Annotated in this window: 19 protein-coding genes and 1 pseudogene; 11 read left to right on the forward strand and 9 right to left on the reverse strand. The window is 60.7% G+C overall.

From position 1 onward, the window contains the following. The 5 genes from L085_RS18020 to L085_RS18040 all read left to right on the forward strand — a co-directional run bounded on the left by L085_RS18020 (window position 1) and on the right by L085_RS18040 (window position 5,154). A complete protein-coding gene (locus L085_RS18020; protein ID WP_180295556.1) occupies window positions 1-549 on the forward strand; it encodes a spore coat U domain-containing protein in 549 nt (182 codons plus the stop codon). A 24-nt stretch (window positions 550-573) separates the two neighbouring features. Continuing rightward, window positions 574-1,338, forward strand: a complete 765-nt coding sequence (locus tag L085_RS18025) for a molecular chaperone (protein WP_004931510.1) — start codon at window positions 574-576, stop codon at window positions 1,336-1,338. Between the two features lie 67 nt (window positions 1,339-1,405). After that, window positions 1,406-3,826, forward strand: a complete 2,421-nt coding sequence (locus L085_RS18030) for a fimbria/pilus outer membrane usher protein (RefSeq protein WP_193378786.1) — start codon at window positions 1,406-1,408, stop codon at window positions 3,824-3,826. A gap of 20 nt (window positions 3,827-3,846) precedes the next feature. Beyond that, the gene (locus tag L085_RS18035; RefSeq protein WP_004931514.1) at window positions 3,847-4,779 is read left to right on the forward strand and encodes a spore coat protein U domain-containing protein; all 933 of its coding nucleotides are present in this window, start codon (window positions 3,847-3,849) and stop codon (window positions 4,777-4,779) included. Window positions 4,780-4,914: 135 nt separating this feature from the next. Next, window positions 4,915-5,154: a DUF1480 family protein gene (locus L085_RS18040; protein ID WP_004931517.1), complete on the forward strand. Its 240-nt coding sequence runs from the start codon at window positions 4,915-4,917 to the stop codon at window positions 5,152-5,154. Between the two features lie 55 nt (window positions 5,155-5,209). On the opposite strand, the gene L085_RS18045 is transcribed toward L085_RS18040, so the two are convergent. Together L085_RS18045 and L085_RS18050 are read right to left on the reverse strand one after the other, a co-directional pair. Continuing rightward, window positions 5,210-5,809, reverse strand: a complete 600-nt coding sequence (locus tag L085_RS18045) for a C39 family peptidase (RefSeq protein WP_044031381.1) — start codon at window positions 5,807-5,809, stop codon at window positions 5,210-5,212. A 4-nt stretch (window positions 5,810-5,813) separates the two neighbouring features. Then, window positions 5,814-6,206 (reverse strand): ASCH domain-containing protein, encoded by a 393-nt coding sequence (locus L085_RS18050; RefSeq protein ID WP_044031382.1) that lies wholly within the window; start codon window positions 6,204-6,206, stop codon window positions 5,814-5,816. Window positions 6,207-6,545: 339 nt separating this feature from the next. On the opposite strand from L085_RS18050, the gene yniD reads away from it, so the two are divergent. Then, complete coding sequence (gene yniD, locus L085_RS25790) at window positions 6,546-6,638, forward strand: small membrane protein YniD (protein WP_021505513.1); 93 nt, start codon at window positions 6,546-6,548, stop codon at window positions 6,636-6,638. 36 nt (window positions 6,639-6,674) lie between these two features. On the opposite strand, the gene L085_RS25625 is transcribed toward yniD, so the two are convergent. Beyond that, complete coding sequence (locus L085_RS25625; RefSeq protein WP_193378772.1) at window positions 6,675-6,827, reverse strand: hypothetical protein; 153 nt, start codon at window positions 6,825-6,827, stop codon at window positions 6,675-6,677. Window positions 6,828-6,984: 157 nt separating this feature from the next. Here L085_RS25625 and L085_RS18055 point away from each other — a divergent pair, with 157 nt between their 5' ends. Then, the gene (locus L085_RS18055) at window positions 6,985-7,194 is read left to right on the forward strand and encodes a hypothetical protein (protein ID WP_004931526.1); all 210 of its coding nucleotides are present in this window, start codon (window positions 6,985-6,987) and stop codon (window positions 7,192-7,194) included. 147 nt (window positions 7,195-7,341) lie between these two features. Here L085_RS18055 and L085_RS18060 read toward each other — a convergent pair whose 3' ends face one another. Next, window positions 7,342-8,760: a serralysin family metalloprotease gene (locus tag L085_RS18060; protein WP_044031383.1), complete on the reverse strand. Its 1,419-nt coding sequence runs from the start codon at window positions 8,758-8,760 to the stop codon at window positions 7,342-7,344. Between the two features lie 332 nt (window positions 8,761-9,092). Then, window positions 9,093-10,436, reverse strand: coding sequence for a 2-hydroxycarboxylate transporter family protein (locus tag L085_RS18070; protein ID WP_015377657.1), 1,344 nt, complete (start codon window positions 10,434-10,436; stop codon window positions 9,093-9,095). A 432-nt stretch (window positions 10,437-10,868) separates the two neighbouring features. Here L085_RS18070 and pckA point away from each other — a divergent pair, with 432 nt between their 5' ends. Further along, on the forward strand, window positions 10,869-12,488 hold the full coding sequence (gene pckA, locus L085_RS18075; protein ID WP_015377656.1) for a phosphoenolpyruvate carboxykinase (ATP): 1,620 nt from the start codon (window positions 10,869-10,871) through the stop codon (window positions 12,486-12,488). 64 nt (window positions 12,489-12,552) lie between these two features. Here the strand turns inward: pckA and L085_RS18080 are convergent, their stop codons facing one another. The 3 genes and pseudogenes from L085_RS18080 to L085_RS18090 form a co-directional block, all read right to left on the reverse strand. Beyond that, on the reverse strand, window positions 12,553-13,575 hold the full coding sequence (locus tag L085_RS18080) for an alcohol dehydrogenase catalytic domain-containing protein (protein ID WP_088382051.1): 1,023 nt from the start codon (window positions 13,573-13,575) through the stop codon (window positions 12,553-12,555). A gap of 167 nt (window positions 13,576-13,742) precedes the next feature. Further along, window positions 13,743-14,654 (reverse strand): LysR family transcriptional regulator, encoded by a 912-nt coding sequence (locus L085_RS18085; protein ID WP_044031386.1) that lies wholly within the window; start codon window positions 14,652-14,654, stop codon window positions 13,743-13,745. A 60-nt stretch (window positions 14,655-14,714) separates the two neighbouring features. Further along, window positions 14,715-15,381, reverse strand: a pseudogene (locus L085_RS18090) (TetR/AcrR family transcriptional regulator). 93 nt (window positions 15,382-15,474) lie between these two features. Between L085_RS18090 and L085_RS18095 the strand changes: the two are divergent. Then, entirely contained in the window at window positions 15,475-16,173 is a 699-nt protein-coding gene (locus tag L085_RS18095) for a hypothetical protein (protein ID WP_015377652.1), read from the forward strand. 93 nt (window positions 16,174-16,266) lie between these two features. Further along, on the forward strand, window positions 16,267-17,571 hold the full coding sequence (locus L085_RS18100) for an MFS transporter (RefSeq protein WP_044031387.1): 1,305 nt from the start codon (window positions 16,267-16,269) through the stop codon (window positions 17,569-17,571). A 28-nt stretch (window positions 17,572-17,599) separates the two neighbouring features. Here L085_RS18100 and L085_RS18105 read toward each other — a convergent pair whose 3' ends face one another. Then, window positions 17,600-18,811, reverse strand: coding sequence for an MFS transporter (locus L085_RS18105; RefSeq protein WP_044031388.1), 1,212 nt, complete (start codon window positions 18,809-18,811; stop codon window positions 17,600-17,602). Window positions 18,812-18,918: 107 nt separating this feature from the next. Here L085_RS18105 and L085_RS18110 point away from each other — a divergent pair, with 107 nt between their 5' ends. After that, window positions 18,919-19,860, forward strand: coding sequence for a LysR family transcriptional regulator (locus L085_RS18110; RefSeq protein ID WP_044031389.1), 942 nt, complete (start codon window positions 18,919-18,921; stop codon window positions 19,858-19,860). Window positions 19,861-19,973 lie beyond the last annotated feature (113 nt).

The following is a 19,973-nucleotide window of genomic DNA, read 5'->3' on the forward strand; positions in this document are numbered from 1 at the left end:
ATGCGCGCTTCCATTTGCGGTTTGCTGTTCTGCCTGCCGCTTTTCCCGGCCCAAAGCGATACCGGCGTCAACGATTTGACCAAAAGCCAGCCGTTCACCGTCAATGCAACCGTGGTAAAAGGCTGCGTATTGGGCAGCGGCGTCAGTGACGTGACCACCTTCGGCACCCTGAACTTCGGCCAGTTGTCCTCGCTGAGCAACGCAGTCAGCATCGTCTCCAGCAGCGGTGCCGGTTCGGTGCTGTTTCGCTGCAACCCGGGGCTGAGCGTTACGCTGGCCCTCGGCGTCGGCAATAACGTGACCGGATCCATCGCCGGCGGCAGAAAATTACAAAATGCCGTCACGTCGGAAACGCTGCTGTATCAACTTTATCAAGACAGCAACTACGCCACCCTTTGGGGAGATGGTGCCAACGGCGGCGCGGCGCAGACCGTCGCCGCCACCGGCAGCACGCAAGAAATCAAGGTTTACGCCCGTCTGTTTTCGACCAGTACCCTGCCCACCAGTGGCGTTTACAGCGATACGGTCTTGTTGACGGTCACTTATTAAGTTTTTTGCAATAAGGATTGAGTTATGCGCATACCCTTCCGACTGCCGTTAACGGCAGCCTTGCTCCTGGCAAGCCAACAGCACGCCCTGGCCGCGGCTTCCATTCTCATTTGGCCGATCGATCCGGTGATTGAAGATCAACAGCAGGCCACCGCGCTGTGGCTGGAAAATCGCGACAGCAAACCGGTCTATATGCAAATTCGCGTGCTGGGTTGGCAGCAAACCGCCGGCAAAGACGATTACAGCAACCAAAGCGACGTGATCGCCAGCCCGCCGGTGGCGTCGATCGCGCCAGGCAAACGCCAACTGATACGCCTGATCAAACAGTCGGCCCCGGCGGCGGGACAGGAGCGCGCCTACCGCATTTTGGTCGATGAAGTGCCGGTGAAAGAACCCGCGTCGAGCGCCGCTCCCGGCGGCGCGGAGATGGGGCTGAAATTCCAGATGCGCTACTCAGTGCCGCTGTTCGTCAGCGGCAAAGGCATTTGGACCAAACAGGACAGCGAAAAACCGCGCGATTACGCGACCGCCAGCCAACCCCAGCTCAGCTATCGTCTACAGCAGCAAAGCAGCGAACGCTGGCTGGAGGTGCGAAACCAAGGCGCAGTGCATGCCCGTATCTCGAAAGTGACGCTGCAAGGCCGCAGCCTGAATCCCGGCCTGATGGGATACGTGCTGCCCGGTTCACAGATGCGCTTCGCCTTGCCGCCCGCAGGCGCTTTCAGCAGCGGCAAGCTGATGGCCACGGTCAATGACAACAAACAGCCCATAGCCATTCCGTCTTATTGAGGCCCAGGTGCAGCCGACAGGGAGGCTATCGACGCGGCGCTTCAGCCTTAAGCCGCTGGCGTTTGCCATGCTGAGCATGGCGGCCGGCGGCTGGCTGCCGTTTGCGCTCGGCGACGATCTACCGCCGCCGCCTAGTGCCGTCAGCATGCCGGACACCACGCTGTATCTGGAGCCGGTCGTCAACGGGCGCCAAACCGGCAACGTCGTGCCGGTCAACTACCGCGGCGGCCATTACTACATGACACCCCAACAACTGCTCGACGCCGGGCTGCCGGTAGCGGATAAACAGGCGAAAGAAATCGCCGTCGATCGGCTGGAGAAGGTGGATGTCAGCTACAGCGGCGAGAGCCAGCAGTTGCTGATCAACGTGCCCAACGACTGGTTGCCACAGCAAACCATCGGCGCCCGTTCACCGTTGCAGCGCTTGCCGGCGCAAAGCAGCCTCGGTTTGCTGTTCAACTACGACATCTACGCCAGCCAAAGCAACGGCAATGGCCGGCCGGGCTACCTGTCAGCGTGGAGCGAACAGCGCCTGTTCGACGGGTTCGGCGTCGTCGCCAACACCGGCATCTACCGCAGCGGGTTTAACGGCGGGCCAAACGACGATGGCGGCCGCTATATTCGGTACGACAGCTACTGGCGTTTCAACGATGATCAACGGATGCTGAGTGTGATCGCCGGTGACCTTACCACCGGCTCGCTCCCCTGGAGCAGCGCCGTGCGCATCGGCGGCTTGCAATTGGCGCGCAATTTCGCGGTGCGCCCGGATCTTATCACCTACCCGTTGCCGCAGTTTTCCGGCCAGGCGGCATTGCCCAGCAGCGTCGATTTATACATCAACAGCTATAAAAACAGCACCACCAACATTAATCCCGGCCCGTTTACCCTCAACAGCGTGCCCTACATTAACGGCGCGGGTCAGGCCACCGTCGTCACCACCGACGCCCTCGGCCGCCAGGTCAGCACCACGGTACCGTTCTACGTGGCCAGCAACCTGCTGCAGACCGGCATGAGCGATTTCAGCATTTCCACCGGCTTGCTGCGACGCAACTACGGGTTGAATTCTGCCGATTACGGGCAATGGGTAGGCAGCGCCAGTTTACGTTACGGCGTCACTGATTGGTTAACCCTGGAAGGACGCGCCGAAGGCGCAGCCGAGTTGGCGGTCGGCGGCGGCGGCGCCGACATTCGCGTCGGACAATGGGGGGTTCTCAACGCGTCCTACAGCGTCAGCCAGGCCGGCGACGACGCGTTTAACGGCGGCCGGCCGATACCATCCCCCGCCTATTATGACCCGCTGACCGGCAGGCCGTTGCAGCAGCCAGATCCTCAGCCCGTCTATCGCTACACCGGCAACCACGGCGATCAAAGCAGCTTTGGCTATACCTACAGCAACCCACGTTTCAGCCTCAACGCGCAACGCATCCTGCGCAGCGCCGATTTTGGCGACATTTCCGTGTATAAAAGCGACTACCGTCTGAGCCGTCGCACCGATCAGTTGACCGGCAGCGTCAGCCTGGGCCGGCTAGGCAGCCTCGGCGCCGGTTATTTTGACGTTCGCGACGCCATCGCTCAACGGACCCGCCTGGTGAACCTGTCCTACAGTGTGTCGCTTTGGCGCAACAGCAGCCTGTACGCCTCCCTCAACCGGGAAATCGGCAGCAGCGGTTACAGCGCCCAACTGCAGCTCTCCATTCCGTTTGACAGCTGGGGCACGGCCAGCCTCAGCGCCGCGCGCGACAACAATAACCGCTGGAGCGAACGCGTCAGCTACAGCCGCGCCGCGCCGACCGATGGCGGTTTCGGCTGGAATCTGGCCTACGCCAATAACCCGAGCGGCGGCGATTACCGCCAGGCGGATCTGACCTGGCGAACCCGCAGACTCGAAGCCCGAGCGGGCGTATACGGCACCCGCGATGAAACCAACCACTGGGGCGAAATCAGCGGTTCGCTGGTGGCGATGAACGGCGGCGTATACGCCACCAACACCATCAACGATGCCTTTGCGCTGGTGTCCACGCAAGGATACGCCGACATTCCGGTGAGCTATGAGAACCAGCCGATCGGCAAGACCGATGCCCAGGGCTATTTACTGGTGCCGACCGTCACCTCTTACTACCATGCGAAATTCCAGATTGATCCGCTTAGCCTGCCCGCCGACGTTGCGCTGCCGACGGTCGAAAAAACCGTCGCCATTCGCGATCACAGCGGTTTTCTGGTTGAGTTCCCCATCCAACCCATCTCCGCCGCCGACATCGAACTGGTTGACGAGCAAGGCAAACCGCTGGCCAACGGCAGCCAGGTGGCGGTGGTTGGCGGCAATCAGCAAAGCTATGTCGGTTGGGACGGCATGACCTATATCGACCCGGTGCAACAACACAATCGTCTGAGCGTGATCCCGGCCGACGGCGGCCCGCCGTGTCAGGCGGAATTCAGTCTGGCGAAGCCTCAGGGCATCCAGCGCGTCGGCCCGGTTGTCTGCCGCTAATTCAACGACGGAGAGTCACTATGTTTCGGGGATTGAAAGCCTTATTGCTAACCCTCTCGCTGCTGCTCTGTCAGCGCGCATTCGCCGACTGCGCCACCACCAACGGCACCGTCACCTTACCGGGAAGCAGCTCTTTCGTGGTCTACAACGGGCAGATTAACGCCCAGGGCACTGCCGGCCTCAACTGCACCGGGCTCGGGCTCAGTTTGCTGTCGCAAAACACCGTCACGGTCAAAATCGCCTCCACCACCAACAATATGGCGGTTGCCAACACCGACGGTTCCGGCGATAAAATCGCTTACCTGATCTACCCCGACGCCAACTACCAATATCCTTACAGCATCGGCCAAACCATCGACTACAGCTCGCTCAACCTGCTGTCGCTGATCCTGATTTCCTCCAACGTCAACTTTCCGCTGTATATCAAAACCACCGCCGGCGCCAACGTGCGCGCAGGAACCTATACCGACAGCATCAACCTGATCTGGAATTACCATATTTGCGGTCTGGGCGTGCTCGGCCTGTGCGTTTGGTGGGACGGCGTCGACAAACCCAGCACGGTCAGCGTCAGCGTCACCATCACCAAAGATTGCCTGATCGGCACCGCGCCCAACGTCAACTTCGGCAGCATGGCGTTGGTCGGGCAGTTCAATCCCGTCAATCAAAGCATCACCTTGACCTGCACCAAAACCGAGGGATACAACACCTATTTCACCAACGGCAATAACCCGGTCACCGGTTGGCGGCGCATGAAAAGCGGCACCAGCAACTTCATGCAGTACCAGATTTACTTGCCTAACACGACGACCGTTTGGGATAGCACCAACAAACAGAGCGGCGCCGGCACCGGGCTGGCGCAAAGCATCCCGTATAAGGCGGCGGTCAATGCGGCGCAGACGGAAGTGGCGGTCGGCAGCTATCAAGACAACCTCAGTTTTGTGGTGGAGTACTAGGCGTTGTGTTTTGCCGGCGTGGAAATTGTTTCCAAAATGTAATTTTTATGTGGCATTTTTTGCTCATTTGGCTATGCTCTTACCGATGACCAAACTGGTCTAACCTCCTACCACACCATTGAGCAAGGAGTTCCCATGAGCAAAACCGTCGTAAAAATTGGCAGCTTCGAGGTCGATGACGCGCATCTTCACGCCGGCGCCGACCGTGCCGGCACCCTGAGCATTCCCTGCAAGTCCGATCCGGATCTGTGCATGCAGCTGGACGGCTGGGATGAACACACCAGCATCCCGGCGATCCTCGACGGCAAACAGTCGCTGCTGTACAAGCAACACTACGATCGGCAGGCGGACGCCTGGGTGATGCGGCTGGCATGATAGTGCATCAGAACGGCTGACGACGCGCTGTTTTCATCGGAAACAGCGCGTTTTTTTATGCGATGGCGATGCCGCGGCCGGCAAAGAAAGGGGCGAAGCGGCTGAGCGGCAGGCATACCCGCTCGCGCGTCGCCGGACTGTCGCCCGAAGGGTTGTGGAAGGTCACGCTTTGCGCATCGGCGGCGGTGATCAGCACCAGATGCCCGCCCCTGTGCGGCGGCGTGCTCTCCGGCCGGCGAATGGCGGGATGCACCGAAGCGATAAAGTAGCGGCATTCGCTAAGCAGCGCCGGCACGTCGGCAGCTTCCAGCCCCACCTTCACCTCCGCTTGCAGCGCGAACTGCTCGCGCACGTACTCGACGAACGGCGCGTAAATCAGGCCCTTTATCCGTTCACCCTCGCGCACATAGGCGCCGTAGGGCAGGCTGCGGCGCGCCAGTTCCAGCAGCGGCGGCGTTTCGCCGTCGCGATGGCCCAGCACCATTTTCAGGCAGGCCATGCCGCACACGTGGTTGGCCCACTCGATGTACTCTGCCCGATCGCGGGCGCCGCTGCGCGCCCAATTTTCGTCTTGCGCCAGCGTCGCGCGGCCGGCTATCAGATCGGCGGCCAACTCCGGGCTCGCCCACTGGCACTCGTAGGGAACGGCGCGCATAAGATTAGAATTTGTCGACGACTTTGAAATTCATCAACACCAGCGTCATGTCCGGCGAGAACAGATCGTACGCTTCGAAGAAGCGCTGCAGCTCTTTGCGCCAATGCGCCAGCGAGCGATCGCCCTCGCCTTCGGCAAAGGCGTGCGCTTCATCGACCTGATCGTAAGTTTTCATTTCCACCGCGGTCAGCTCGACCGCGCAGACCGGCTCCCCCTTGCCGTCCACCACCAGGAACAGATCGCCGGCCTGCGGGATCCCCTCGCCGTCCAGGTTGGAACAGGTGGCCGTTTTGGTGCCATTGAGGATCAATTGCACCACTTCATCGGCCTGCTGCTCGGTATCGCCGAATGCCCAACGCTCAAGGTGTTCGTATTTCTGTGGAATTGCCGTCGCCATGATTATACCTTTTGGAAAAATGCCTCAATGCAGACAGGATAGTACAACGTATTGCCGGCCGTCTGCATCCGTCGCAGGCGCGACTGCGCGTTCCGCCACCGCCACCTTTACGCGTTTTTACCGTTCTTCGCTGTGCCTGTCGCGCTGCGGGGCGCATACTGTGAACATTATTCACCCAATGGCGTCCGCCAGGCGGTAACATGCGGCAAAATGACATCGATGCTGACGATACGTTCAGCGACTTACTCAACGGCGTCGCGTTAGTGACGCTTTTCCTCATCCTCCTCGCCGGCGGGTGGTATTTCAGCTAAAAGGGAGGGCAGCGTGGCAACAAAACGCATGGGCAACAAGCTCGGTAAAATGGTGGTGGTGCTGCTGCTGATCTGCCTGGCGCTGCTGCTGTTGCGTTGGGCGGCGATCGCCTTCGGTTGATCCCGCGAAATGACGCCGGCAACGCCGGCGCCCTGTTCACCGCCGCCGTGGCGCGGTCGGCTCCAGCAACTCCCGCAAATAGGCCAAACGCGCCTCCCCCTGAAGCAACCAGCGGCGACACAACCAATGCTGCGTTTCACCCGTGCGGCTCAGGCGGTAGTACTCCGCCAAGGTTTCGGCCCAGTTCATGATGTTTTCTCCTGCTTTTCGACACCGCAAGTATTGAGCGTAAAAACCAGAAGAAATACTGATGGCTTGTTTTTTATGCTTCCTGTTTTAGGCGGCGGGTAGCGAAGCCGCAGCTCAGCTGCTACATTGAGCAAAAATCAACCAGCCGAGGTAGACCATGACGTTCTCGGAACAGGAGATTAAACCCGTATGGGATGAGGTCGCACGCCTGATCGGCGACGGCGTGATGCAGCTGCGTCATCGCGGCGAAGCGCTGTCGGTGGAAACGCTGGAAAAACATCTGGCGCGGCAGCTGGCGGACAGTAACGATATCGAACGGCGCATCCTGCTCGGCGCCGCCATCAACATGCTGAAAGGCGGAAAATGAATCGCCAACCGAAGAAGGTTGGCGATCCGACAGAAGCCCGAGGTATGCAAGCCCGGCCTTCTGCGCGCTACTATGTCACGCTAATATGACGTAATTAATAGGAATTGTCGGGTTTTTGCCCAAAGTGCCCTATTTTTGTTGCCTGCATCAGGCCAGCACGAAATCACCCGTATCCAGCGGCTGTCCCACCACTTTCACCAGGAAATCGCTGCCGTCAAAGGCGCCGCCCAGGTTGATCGCCACGTCACTGACGTGATTTTGCGCATCGTAGCTCAGCGTCGCCTCGCCCGCCTTGCCGCTGAACTGATCGACGAAGCGGATGCCGTCGGCGCTGCCGGTGTTGAACAGCGTCAGATCGATCTTGTCCTCGCCACGCACGAAGTCACGGATCCAATCCGGCGCCGCCGCCGTTGACTCTTCCGCCGCGAAATAGACGAAGGTGTCCTTGCCGGCGCCTCCCCACAGCTGATCCGCCCCCTTACCGCCGTACAGCACGTCATCGCCCGCGCCGCCCTTGAGCACGTTATCAGCGGCGTTGCCCACCAGCACATCGTTACCCGACCCGCCGATGGCGTTTTCAATCGTTACGCCTGCAGCGATAGACACGTTGCCTTTCAGGCCGCCGACGTCCGAGAACGCCTTTTCATTCAGGTTGATGCGCTGATTCTGGCCAAAGCCGGAGAAATCGAAGGTGTCGTTGCCGCCGGCGTCCCAGGCGGTGAAGATTATTTTGTCCTGCGCGCCGGTGGCGGTGAGGAAGTCGCGATCGGTGTTGGAATTGAAACCGTAAACCGTATCACCGGTGCGGGTGGTCATGTTGGCGCCGTAGAAATGCTGGATCGCCGTGATGTCATTGAGCAACGGCCCGGAAGAGTACGCGCCTTTAAAGTCCTGCCCGGTGTTGCTTTCGCTGAAATAGCTCATCAGGCTGTGCGCGCGGCTGTCCTCAAAGTAGGTCGCGTCTTTAGCGTAGGTGATGCTGACGCCCGGTGCGGCGTTATAGTCGCCCGGGTGCTGCAGCCCCAACGCATGGCCGATTTCATGGGTGAAGGTCTGGCGACCGTACTCGTTCTCATGGATCTGGTTGTTGACGAAGGTGTGGTTCTTGGCGTTATACCAGGTCTGCCCGGCGACCGAAGGCGAGGTGTCCGGGTTATACGCGAAGGCATAGGAGCCGCGCGAGCTGTAGTCGAACAGGCCGAATTTGATGTTGGCGGCGGCGGTGTTGCTGGTTTCAGTGAAGGTGATGTTAGCCACGTCTGACCATGACTGCAGCGACAGTTTAGCCTGCTCGCGCTGTTCGGGGTTAAAGCTGCTGAAGCCGCTGATGCCCATGCTCGACATGTTGCCCGGCGCCTTTTCCCAGAAGCTGTAGGTCAGAGAGACCGGCGTGTCGGTCACGCCCTTGTCGTGCCAACTGCGATCGCCGCGCACCAGCTCCAGGCCGGCGTTTTCGAACGTTTTCGACGGATGAAGCACGGTAATGGTGTCGTCTTCATCGGGTTTATAAGCGCCCAGCAGGGCTAATACGCCTTCGGCCTTAACGGAAGCATTGCTTGATGACATAACCTTATCTCCATATTCGTCAATTCAATCGGGGGGATGCCCCAACTGGCGGATTGCCTGAACGGCAGCGGCCCGGTGTTGAATCAATACGGGGATATCGGTAATGCGATGGCGCCTTCCCTCGGCACTCTGAATGAGAACGATAATCCCTTAAGAGAAAAGAATAGACACATTTTCACCGATTACAGAATTTTCTTAGATAAAGTACGGCTATGCATTTGCGCCACACGAATGATTTTCAAGGCAATAATCAGCACTATCACGATAAGCGAAAAAAACGCATAAAAAAACCGGGGCAATCCAACCCCGGTTATCCATAAGATACTCTGGACTCAGACTAACCAACCAAGCAGCAGCGTCGCGCCGATGACCGTGGAAGCGCCGCCGATGCGCGTGGCGATTTGGGCGAACGGCATCAGCCCCATGCGGTTCGACGCCGACAGGATCGCCACGTCACCGGTGCCGCCCAGGCCACTGTGACAACAGGTGACAATCGCCGCTTCCACCGGAAACATCTTCAGGTAAGGCGCAATCAGGAAACTGACCAGCCCCATCGACAGCACTACCGAGCCGCAGACCACCACATAACCGACCGAGAACACCGCCACCACGCTTTCCAGCGGCACGTACAGCATGCCCAGACCGATCATCAGCGGCCACACCAGCGCGGTGGAAACGAACTTGTAGAAACTGTGCGCACCGGTTTCCATCGAAGCAGGGATCACCCGGCAGTACTTGCACAGCACCGCGAACAGAATCATCAGCACCGGGCCGGGAATATGCACGATGTGTTCGAACAGGCCGCCGACGATAAAGAAGGCGCAGATCACCAGCAGCCCGCCGCCCATCAGTTGAAAATCGACGTTGCCGCCTTGCTCCTTGATGGCGAACATCGCGTTCTCCTGCGCCGAACGGATCAGCATGCCGTCGCCGCTCAGCGCCTTGCGCTGCATACCGATGCGCGCCAGCACCCCGGCGGTCACGATGGCGAAGATGTTGCCCAGCACTGCCGCCGGCGCCAGCTGCGCGACATAGACGTCCGGCGTTGAGCCCAGGATCGCCGAATAGGCCAGCGACAGCGGTAAAATCCCCTCGCCGATGCCGCCGCCGATGATCGGCACGATGATGAAGAAGAAGGTGTGATAGAAGGTAAAGCCAAACAGCTTGCCCACCAGCAGCCCGGTGATCACCGCCGTGATCGTGCCCACCACCAGCGGCACGAACATGCGAATCATCCCCTGGATCAGGATCACCCGGTTCATGCCGAGAATGCTGCCGACCACCAGACTGGCGATGACGAAATAGAGCAGGTTGGCGTCTTTCATCAGCAGATGGACGGTGCCCATGACGTTAGGCTGGAAGACATTGAAATAGACCAGCACCGACGGCACCATCAAACACAGAATGGCCGGCCCGCCGATATCGCGCAGCACGGGAATACTTTTTCCCAACTGCGCCAGCGCAAAGCCCAGCGTCATTATCACCGCCAGGCCGCCGATCATATTCTTCGGCAGGAAGTTGGCGTAGGCGGAAATCGCTACGATCGCGCAAATCGTGATAAACAAGGCGATCGGTACCGCGCCGATATCCATTTGACGAAGTTGATTAATTAACCCTGAGGATTCGGACGATGCCGTATTTTTATCACAGGCCAGTTCTGCATTTATCTGTTTCATTATTCACCCTGCTGACAAGCGTACAGTACGGTTAGATTCACCTGGCGCAAAAACTCTGCCATAGCCAAGCAAAAACAAATGATTACGAAAAATCCTATTGTGGATTTCGCTTTTTCTAATAAGAAATAAAACAGTAGACAGCCCTGACAATATGATAAAAAATAAAAATGCAAAACTAAATTACGCCGGCGAAATTCAATATTGTGACCCTCCGCCAAGGTTGGTTTTAATTAATTATCGTCAGCATTTTGTAATTAAAGTAAGCAGGCTTAAATTCGCTGCTATGCTATAGGAGGGCGAAAAAGCCCCCTGTTTTATTAATAAAGAACCGGAAACGCATTAGCTGAATCCGGTCAGCTTGATCCGAATCTCAATCCTGCGCGCGGCACCGCACGGGAAAGAGGCATAATATGACTCATAAGGAAGTAGAATATGTCTTCACGCGCTGTTACCCCACAAACCCTCGCTCGCTACGGCATCCATCAGGCCGCCGACATCGTCTATAACCCCAGTTATGAATTGCTGTTCGCCGAAGAGACCCGCGCCGACCTGCCGCCGCTGGAGCGCGGCACCCTCACCCAACTGGGCGCGGTCAACGTCGCGACCGGTGAATTTACCGGCCGTTCGCCGAAGGACAAATACATCGTGCGCGACGACACCACGCGCGATACCGTCTGGTGGTCGGACAACGGCACCGGCAAGAACGACAACCAGCCGCTCTCGCCGGAAGTCTGGCAGCATCTGAAGACGCTGGTGGGCAATCAGCTCTCCGGCAAGCGTCTGTTCGTGGTGGACGCGTTCTGCGGCGCCAACGCCGACACGCGTCTGAAAGTGCGCTTCATCACCGAGGTGGCTTGGCAGGCGCACTTCGTGAAAAACATGTTTATCCGCCCGAGCGACGAAGAGCTGGCTGACTTCGAGCCGGACTTCGTGGTGATGAACGGCGCCAAATGCACCAACCCGGACTGGCAGCAGCAAGGGCTGCACTCGGAGAACTTCGTCGCCTTCAATCTGAGCGAGCGCATGCAGTTGATCGGCGGCACCTGGTACGGCGGCGAAATGAAGAAAGGCCTGTTCTCGATCATGAACTATCTGCTGCCGCTGCAGGGCATCGCGTCGATGCACTGCTCGGCCAACGTCGGCGAGCAAGGCGACGTGGCGGTATTCTTCGGCCTGTCCGGCACCGGCAAAACCACCCTCTCCACCGATCCTAAGCGTCAGCTGATCGGCGATGACGAGCACGGCTGGGACGACGACGGCGTGTTCAACTTCGAAGGCGGCTGCTACGCCAAAACCATCAAGCTGTCGCCGCAGGCGGAGCCGGAAATCTATCAGGCGATCCGCCGCGATGCGCTGCTCGAAAACGTCACCGTGCTGGCCGACGGCAGCATCGACTTCGACGACGCCAGCAAAACCGAGAACACCCGCGTCTCTTACCCGATTTATCACATCGAGAACATCGTCAAGCCGGTGTCCAAAGCCGGCCACGCGCGCAAAATCATCTTCCTGACCGCCGACGCCTTCGGCGTGCTGCCACCGGTATCGCGCCTGACGCCGGAGCAGACTCAATACCACTTCCTGTCCGGCTTCACCGCCAAGCTGGCCGGCACCGAACGCGGCATCACCGCGCCGACGCCGACCTTCTCCGCCTGCTTCGGCGCCGCGTTCCTGACGCTGCACCCGACGCAGTACGCCGAAGTGCTGGTGAAACGCATGGAGGCCGCCGGCGCCCAGGCTTACCTGGTGAACACCGGCTGGAACGGCAGCGGCAAGCGTATCTCGATCAAAGATACGCGCGGCATCATCGACGCCATCTTGAATGGCGATATTGAGCAGGCCGAGACCTTCACGCTGCCGATCTTCGGGCTGAACGTGCCGACCGCACTGCCGGGCGTCGATCCGTCGATCCTCGATCCGCGCAAAACCTACGCCGACGAATCGCTGTGGCAGGAGAAGGCGCAGGATCTGGCGCAGCGCTTTATCGACAACTTCGCCAAATATACCGTCACCCCGGCGGGCGAAAAGTTGGTGAAGGCCGGGCCTAAGCTGTAAAGCAACCAGGGCGCCGCAGCGCCCTTCATACCTGTCTGCAAGGGCCGAACCCTCGGCCCTTTTCTCACGCCGCCGACGGCACGAAAACGCCGCGAAAACGCATGTTGCCGGAGGCAAGCCGCTCATAAGCCTCCGTGGCTTGATCCAGCGTGAAAGTCTCGACCATCGGCTTCACTTTGCCTTTCGCCGCCAGGTTCAGCACCTCACTCAGGTAGTGCTGCCCGCCGTGGGTCGATCCGATCACCCGCTGACGCATCATATGGAACGGCACCCCTTCCGAAGAGATCGCGAACGGTTTACTGAAGTCCAGCCCGCACAGCACCACGCGGCCATCTACCCGCAAGCCGCTCATCGCCTCCTGCGCGGCGTCGAAGTCATTGGTGGTCACCAGCAGAATGTCCGCGCCGCCGTTCTCCCGCAGCGCCTGCCCGGAGGCGACGATGCGATCGGCGCCCAGTTGCTTCGCCAGCGCGTGCTTGTCCGGCGAATGGGTGATGGCAACGGTATCGAAACCGCAGGCTTTCGACAGTTGCAACGCGACGTGCCCCAGCCCGCCAATGCCTAACACCGCCACCGTCTCATGCGGCAGCGGCGCCGCGTCGCGCAGGCCGCTCCAGGTGGTATACCCCGCACACATCATCGGAGCGGCGTCGATGTAAGACAGCCCGTCCGGCAGCAACACCGTGCCTTCAGCGGCGATGGCGATATACTCGGCGTGGCCGCCCTGGGCGGCAAAACCGGTGGTGCGCGGCGCCGGGCAGTTCATCGCCGTTTGCCCGGTTAGCGGCCGATTCTCGCGGCAGTACGGGCAGCGGCCGCAGGCCGATTGCACCCAGGTGGTGCCGACGCGATCGCCAATCTGCCGCGTATGCACGCCGGCCCCCACCTCAACCACTTCCCCCACCACTTCATGGCCGGGCGTTTGCGGATAAATATCGCCGCCATATCCTTGCGTCGCCCATACGTCGGTATAACACATGCCCGAGGCGTGCACTTTGACCAGGACCTGCCCCGGTTCCGCCCGGGGCATCGGCACCTGCCTGACTTCCCAGGGCCGATTGGCGCCGGTCATAACCACCGCTTTCATCTTCTTTTCCATCATCAACTCCTCGCAGCAGGGTGGCGCCCGGCGGTTGCCCGGCGTCTCCTCATGAGCGTAAGGCAGGCTCCACGCCGCAACAATGCAGGCGAACCTCACTGTGGAGATGAAGGCGGCTCACTAATTGGCGTAGCCAAAAGCAGAACGCGAACGCATCAGGACTGCGCCGCGCGCAGATACTCGATCAACGCCTTCAGCGCGCCCGACACGTGGCGATGGCCGGAGTAGTAGAGGCACAGCCCCGGATAAGCCGGACACCACGCGTCCAGCGCGCGCTCCAGGCGCCCATCGTGCAGCGCTTCCAGCGCCAAATGTTCAGGAACGAAAGCGATGCCGATACCGTCGATGGCGGCGTCCACCATCAGAGGCTGATCGGTCAGCGTCAGCGAGCCGGTAACGCCGATCGACTCGCTCACGCCATCACGTTCGAATTCCCAGCGGTAAATCGTGCCGCTGTCGAAGCGAAAGCGGATGCAGTTATGACGCAGCAAATCCTGCGGCGTCGCCGGGCGCCCATGGACGGCGAAATAGCCGGGCGCGGCGATGGCGGCGAAACGCACGGGCGGGCTGACGCGCATCGCGATCATGTCCTGCGGTACGGCTTCCGCCAGCCGAATGCCGGCATCAAACCCCTCGGCGACGATATCGCTCAGCTTGCCGTCGCAGACGATATCCAGGTGGATATGGGGGTACTCGCGCAGGAAATCGGCCAGCAACGGACGCAATACCAGCCTGACTGCCCCTTCGCTGGCGTTGATGCGTACGGTGCCGCTCGGCGTGGCGCGCCATTCATCCACTTCATGCAGCGCCTGCGAAATAGACGACAGCGCCGGGCGCAGCTGCGCCGCCAAACGCTCACCCGCTTCGGTCGGCGCCACGCTGCGCGTGGTGCGGTTGAACAGCCTCACCCCGAGCCGCTGTTCCAGGTTTTTTATCGAGTGGCTGACCGCCGACGGCGTCACCTCCAGCTCCACCGCCGCCGCGTGAAAGCTGCGATGGCTGGCAACGGCAAGAAAAACGGTCAAGGCGAACAGATCGCCCTGCTTGAACGGGTAAGCAGCATTCATGTGGGCATCGCGAAAAAGTGATATGGATTGAACAATCAACATGCCACAGATGAACACGGCTCACAATGTGGCGCACTCCGCGTTTTCGCCGCGCAGCAGCCCCTGCATCACCAGCGCCACCGCCGCCGCGATGCGTTCGTCGATCGCGCTGCCCGGCGGCAGCAGCCCCAACGTCATCTGGCGCAGCGGTTCGGCGATGGCCATCGCCAGCAGCAGATCGCTGGTTTGCGCCCAGTCGCGCTCACGCAGCCACCCGCACTGCTGCTGGCGCCGCAGCCAGTCCGCCACCGTCGCCCGTCCGCGCTGAATGCCGTTGCGCTGATAGCTGTCCAGCAGCGCCTCGCGCCCCGGGAAATCGCTCTGCAGCAGCCGAAACATGCCCACCGCTTCGGCGCTCAGCACCTGCTGCGCCACCGCCTTCAGCCCTTTTTCCAACAGCGGCGCAACCGCCTCCCGCCGCCCGGCATCCTGTGCGAAGGCCGGCTGAAACGCCTCGGTCCAGCCGCTCACCGCCTGCGCCACCAGCTCATCACGATTGGCGGCAAAGCGATACAGGGGTTTTTTTAGCTACCCCGGCGCGTTTCGCCACCGCATCCACCGTTGCCGCGGCGTATCCGCCGTCGAGCAGCAGCGCCAGCGTCGCCTGCGTCAGCGCGGCGCGCAGCGCCGTTTCCGGCGTGGCCGGCCGGCCGCGAGCGCGCAGCGGTTCTTCATTCGGGTTCGCCATAATTGTTCCTCACAAGCGTTGACAGACTCAGCATAACGGCATAGCTTTATTTTTGAAACGAATTTCGTTTCCAAAATAAAACAGGAACCCATTATGACACATCCTTCCCTGCTGGCGCCCTGGGGCGTCAACGATATCAACGAGTTGCTCAGGCCCGAGCCGCTGCGGCTGGAAATGGGGCTGAGCCGCAGCGCCGACGGCCTGCTCACCGTAGCGGTTCGAACCGATCTGCACGGTTGTAAAGGGCGCATGCTGGACTGGTGGTTCACCTTCTTCGAGAACACCCAGCACATCAACTGGTGGCACCCGCACGATCACGTCGAACATCGCGGCTGGGACCGCCATTGGAAAAAAGGGGAAAGCTACGTCGGCGCCAGCATCGAAGCGGTCGAATGGCTGGCGGAGCTGCCGCCGGTTGCGGCGCGCCTCAAGTTTCACGCCGCCGAGGACTTCTTCGCACCGCAGCCGCTGCGCCAGGCGCGCGATGCGCAGGCGCTCTCCGCCGCCGTGTGCGCGCGCATCGGCTTCGGCGACCAGGTGGCGTTGGATGACAACGGCGATCCCTGTGACGGCGAGATGCTGCATCTGGTACGTGATACGCCCTATGGGTGCGTGCTGCGCAGCCGCTTCCTGCTGGGTAAAGCCTGCGCCAACGCCCACGACGAACTGGCGGACGACATCGGGTTTAACCTGATGCGCCACTGCTACAACGAGTTCAGCTATCTGGCGCAGTTCCTGCCGTCGCTGTACTACGCCGAAAATGGCCGTGAGCCGGCGCCGTTGCTCTGGTGAATCGCGCCTCACAGTTCCCGCTGAAATCAATTGATTGTTTTGTCGTATAAATTTAGAACTGACGAACAATAATTCAAATGTATGGGAACGGGGATGACTCAACAGACTCTAGACGCGCGCCGCTCGCGTCAGGCGTTGCTGGCCGGCTCGGTCGGCAACTTTATCGAATGGTATGAGTTCGGCGTATACGGGTTCCTGGCCACCGTTATCGCCGCCAATTTTTTCACCCTGCAGGGTGAAAATGAAATCACCAGCCTGATCCTCACCTACGCCGCCTTTGCGCTGGCGTTTTTCTGCCGACCGATCGGCGCGGTGATCTTCGGCCGCATCGGCGATCGCATCGGCCGCCGGCCGACGCTGATTGCGGTTCTGCTGCTGATGACGCTGGCCACCGCGCTGATCGGCGTCATGCCGACCTACGCCTCGATCGGCGTCGCCGCCCCACTGCTGCTGACGCTGCTGCGCATGTTTCAGGGGTTGTTCGCCGGCGGTGAATTCGGCGGCGCGGTATCGCTGATGACCGAGTTTGCTCCCAAGGGCAAGCGCGGGCTGTTCGGCGCCTGGCAATCGCTGACCGTCGCGCTCGGCCTGCTGGCCGGGGCCGGACTGGTGGCGCTGCTGGCCGCGCTGCTCAGCGCACAGCAATTGCATGACTGGGGCTGGCGTATTCCCTTCCTGCTGGCGCTGCCGATGGGCGCCGTGGCGCTGTGGCTGCGGCTCAAGCTCGAGGAAACGCCCACGTTCACCCAGGCGCAGCAACGTGCGGAACACGCCGCCCCACCGCCGGAAGCGAAGCTGGGCGGCGTGGTGAAAACCATTCTGATCGGCATCGGCCGCATGATGGGTTGGTCGGCCGCCGGTTATACCTTCCTGGTGGTGATGCCTTCCTATTTGCAAACCTCGCTGCACGCCACCTTCCAACAGGCGCTGGTGGCGACGGTGCTGGCCAACGTCGGTTTCGCCCTGACCATTCTGCCGGCGGGCATCATCAGCGACAGGCTGGGACGAAAAACGGTGATGCTGACGGCGGTGGCGGCGGTGATCCTGTTCACCTTTCCGCTGCTGCACCTGTTGCAGGATGCGCAGAGTTCACTGTGGGTCAAAGGGCTGGCGGTGCTGATCGCCGGCGCCGTAGTCGGCCTGCTGGCCGGTCCCGGCCCGGCGATGCTGGCGGAGATGTTCCCGACCCGGGTGCGTTATACCGGTTTGGGGCTGGCTTACTCACTTTCCAATGCGGTGTTTTCCGGCTCGGCCGGGTTGATTATCACCGGCCTCATCAAACAGACCGGCAATATCGATATTCCCGCCTACTACGTGGTCGCCACGTCGGTGGTCAGCCTGTTTGCGCTGATGACGCTGCGCCGTGACGATCACCTGCGTTCGCTGAACGAACGTTAATCTCGCTACAGGGGGCGACGCCGCCCCCTCAGCGCGCCGCGGCGCGGCGTTCGGCGCTGAAGCCGCGCTTTGCACTGCCCCAGGCAATGCTCCACCCCACCAGCAACAGGACAAAAGCCATCCACGGTATGGCGTTAGCGCCGACGTTTGCCAGCAAAATTCCGCCCAACGCGCCGCTGACGGCAAAAGCCAGATTAAAGAAAGTGACCAGCAGCGACTGGGCGAGATCGGCATACTCACCCGCTGCATCCGCCAGTGATGTCTGCAACAGCGTTGGCGCACCGCCGAAACTCAATCCCCATGCCGCCATGCCAACGTAAACCGCCCCGACGGGCAAACCGTTCACGCCAAACGCCAGCGCCACCAACGCGAAGCCCGCCAGGCTGAACAGCACCAGCGCACGCAGCCAGCGATCCACCCATAAGCCGGTCAGCGCAATGCCCGCAACGGCGGCGATGCCGAACGCCAACAGCGCCAAATCCACCCTGGCCGCCAGGCCGCGCGCGGCAAGATAGGGCGCAAGATAGGTATACAGCGTGTAATGAGCCAGGATCCAACACGCCAATACGGCAAGGATCGGCCGCACGCCGGGAAGACAGAAAACCTCGCGCAAACGCGCATTGCCTGGCGTTCGGCAACCGTAAAATTCGGGCAGCGTCAGCCGGATCCACACTAGCAGCAACGCGCTCAAGCTCGCCAGCACGGCAAAAATCCAGCGCCAATCCAACAGTTCGCCAAGCCAGGCGCTCATCGGTACGCCCAAGGCCAACGCCAGCGGGATCCCCAGCATGGCGATTGCCATCGCCCGCCCTTGCAATGAGACGATGGCCAGGCGGCGCGCGTAACCCGCGAGCAGACTCCACGTCACCCCGGTAGCGATGCCGACCAAAAAGCGCGCCCCCAGCGTCACGCCAAAACAGGGTGACAACGCCGTCACCGCGTTGCAGATCAAAAAGATGCCGATCGCCAACAGCAGCAGTCGGCGACGCGGCCACCCGCCCAGCGCCAACGTCAGCGGGATCGCCGCCGCCCCGGCGCCCAGCGCGCACAACGTCACCATTTGCCCCGCCCACGCCTCGCTGATGCTCATGCCTCGGGCTATCTGCGGCAGCATGCCGGCCGGCACAGTCTCATTAGCGGTCGCGATGAAGCTGCTCATCGTCAGCGCCAGCAATGCTTTCAGCGGCGGCAGCGCGCCATGCGCATTATCGCTATCGGTGGAAACAGAGTGAACATTCATTACCAACAACTCCCATGGTCAATTGCAGAGTCATCAGCGTCTCACCTTGCATACGGATTGATAATTGGCCTACCATTTGAATTATTTTCAAATCCAGATTGATAAAAATGGCAACGGACAGACTGGGTGACATGCGTTTATTTGCCGAAGCGGCGGTATCGGGCAGCCTTTCTGCCGCCGGCCGCAAACTCGGCCTTTCCCCCGCCGCCGCCAGCGCGCGGTTGTTCAAGCTGGAAGCGGCGCTGCACAGTAAACTCTTCGATCGCACCACTCGCCGCCTGCGTCTCACTGAAGAAGGGCGCATTTATCTGCAACACTGCACCCTCGCGTTGCAGGCGATTGCCGACGGCGAGGCGGCTCTGCAGGCCAGCCAAAGCGGCGTGTGCGGTAAACTTCGCCTCTCGGCCTCCGCCGATTTCGGGCGCAACCTTCTCAATCAGTGGATTGAAGAATTTTGCGCCGAACACCCCCGGCTGCAGATCGCGCTGACACTGTCGGACTCCCTATCCAACCTGCTGCAGGACGATCTGGATATCGCCATTCGTTTCGGCGCGCCGCGCGAAGAAACGCTCATCGCGCGGCGCCTGGCCGCCAGCCGACGCGTGCTGTGCGCCTCTCCGGCGTATCTGGCGCAATATGGCGAGCCGCGCACGCCGGCCGATCTCACCGGCCATCGTTTTATCGTACTGGTGACCGCAGCCGGCCCGCTGAATACGTTCCATTTCTCCCTGAACGGCCAGGCCTGGAGCCACACGGTGCCGCTGGAGAGCGCCTGGGAGACCAATGACGGCGCGCTGGCACGCCAGTGGGCTTTAGCGGGGCACGGCATCGCGCGTAAAACCATCTGGGATGCGGCGGACGATATCCGCAGCGGGCGTCTGAACGTCATTCTTCCCGACTTCACCCCGCATGAAGCCGGGATCTACGCCGTGTTTCGCCGCTCGCCCTATCAGCCGCCGCGCGTGCGCCTGCTGTTGGATTTCTTGATCGCCCGCTTTGCGGCCGCCAGCCAATCGCCGCCGTTTCATGTCCCCCCGCAGGATGAGTAACCACGCTCGTTAATCCGCGTCTCTGCGTGAGAAACATCACAAATCAGTAATGTTAACGTTAACTTTTGTGATTAACATCGCATGTGTGATATCGGACAGCTTCATCCCTTCGC

Source organism: Serratia sp. FS14, assembly GCF_000695995.1.
In the GTDB taxonomy this organism is placed as follows: Bacteria; Pseudomonadota; Gammaproteobacteria; order Enterobacterales; family Enterobacteriaceae; genus Serratia; species Serratia nematodiphila.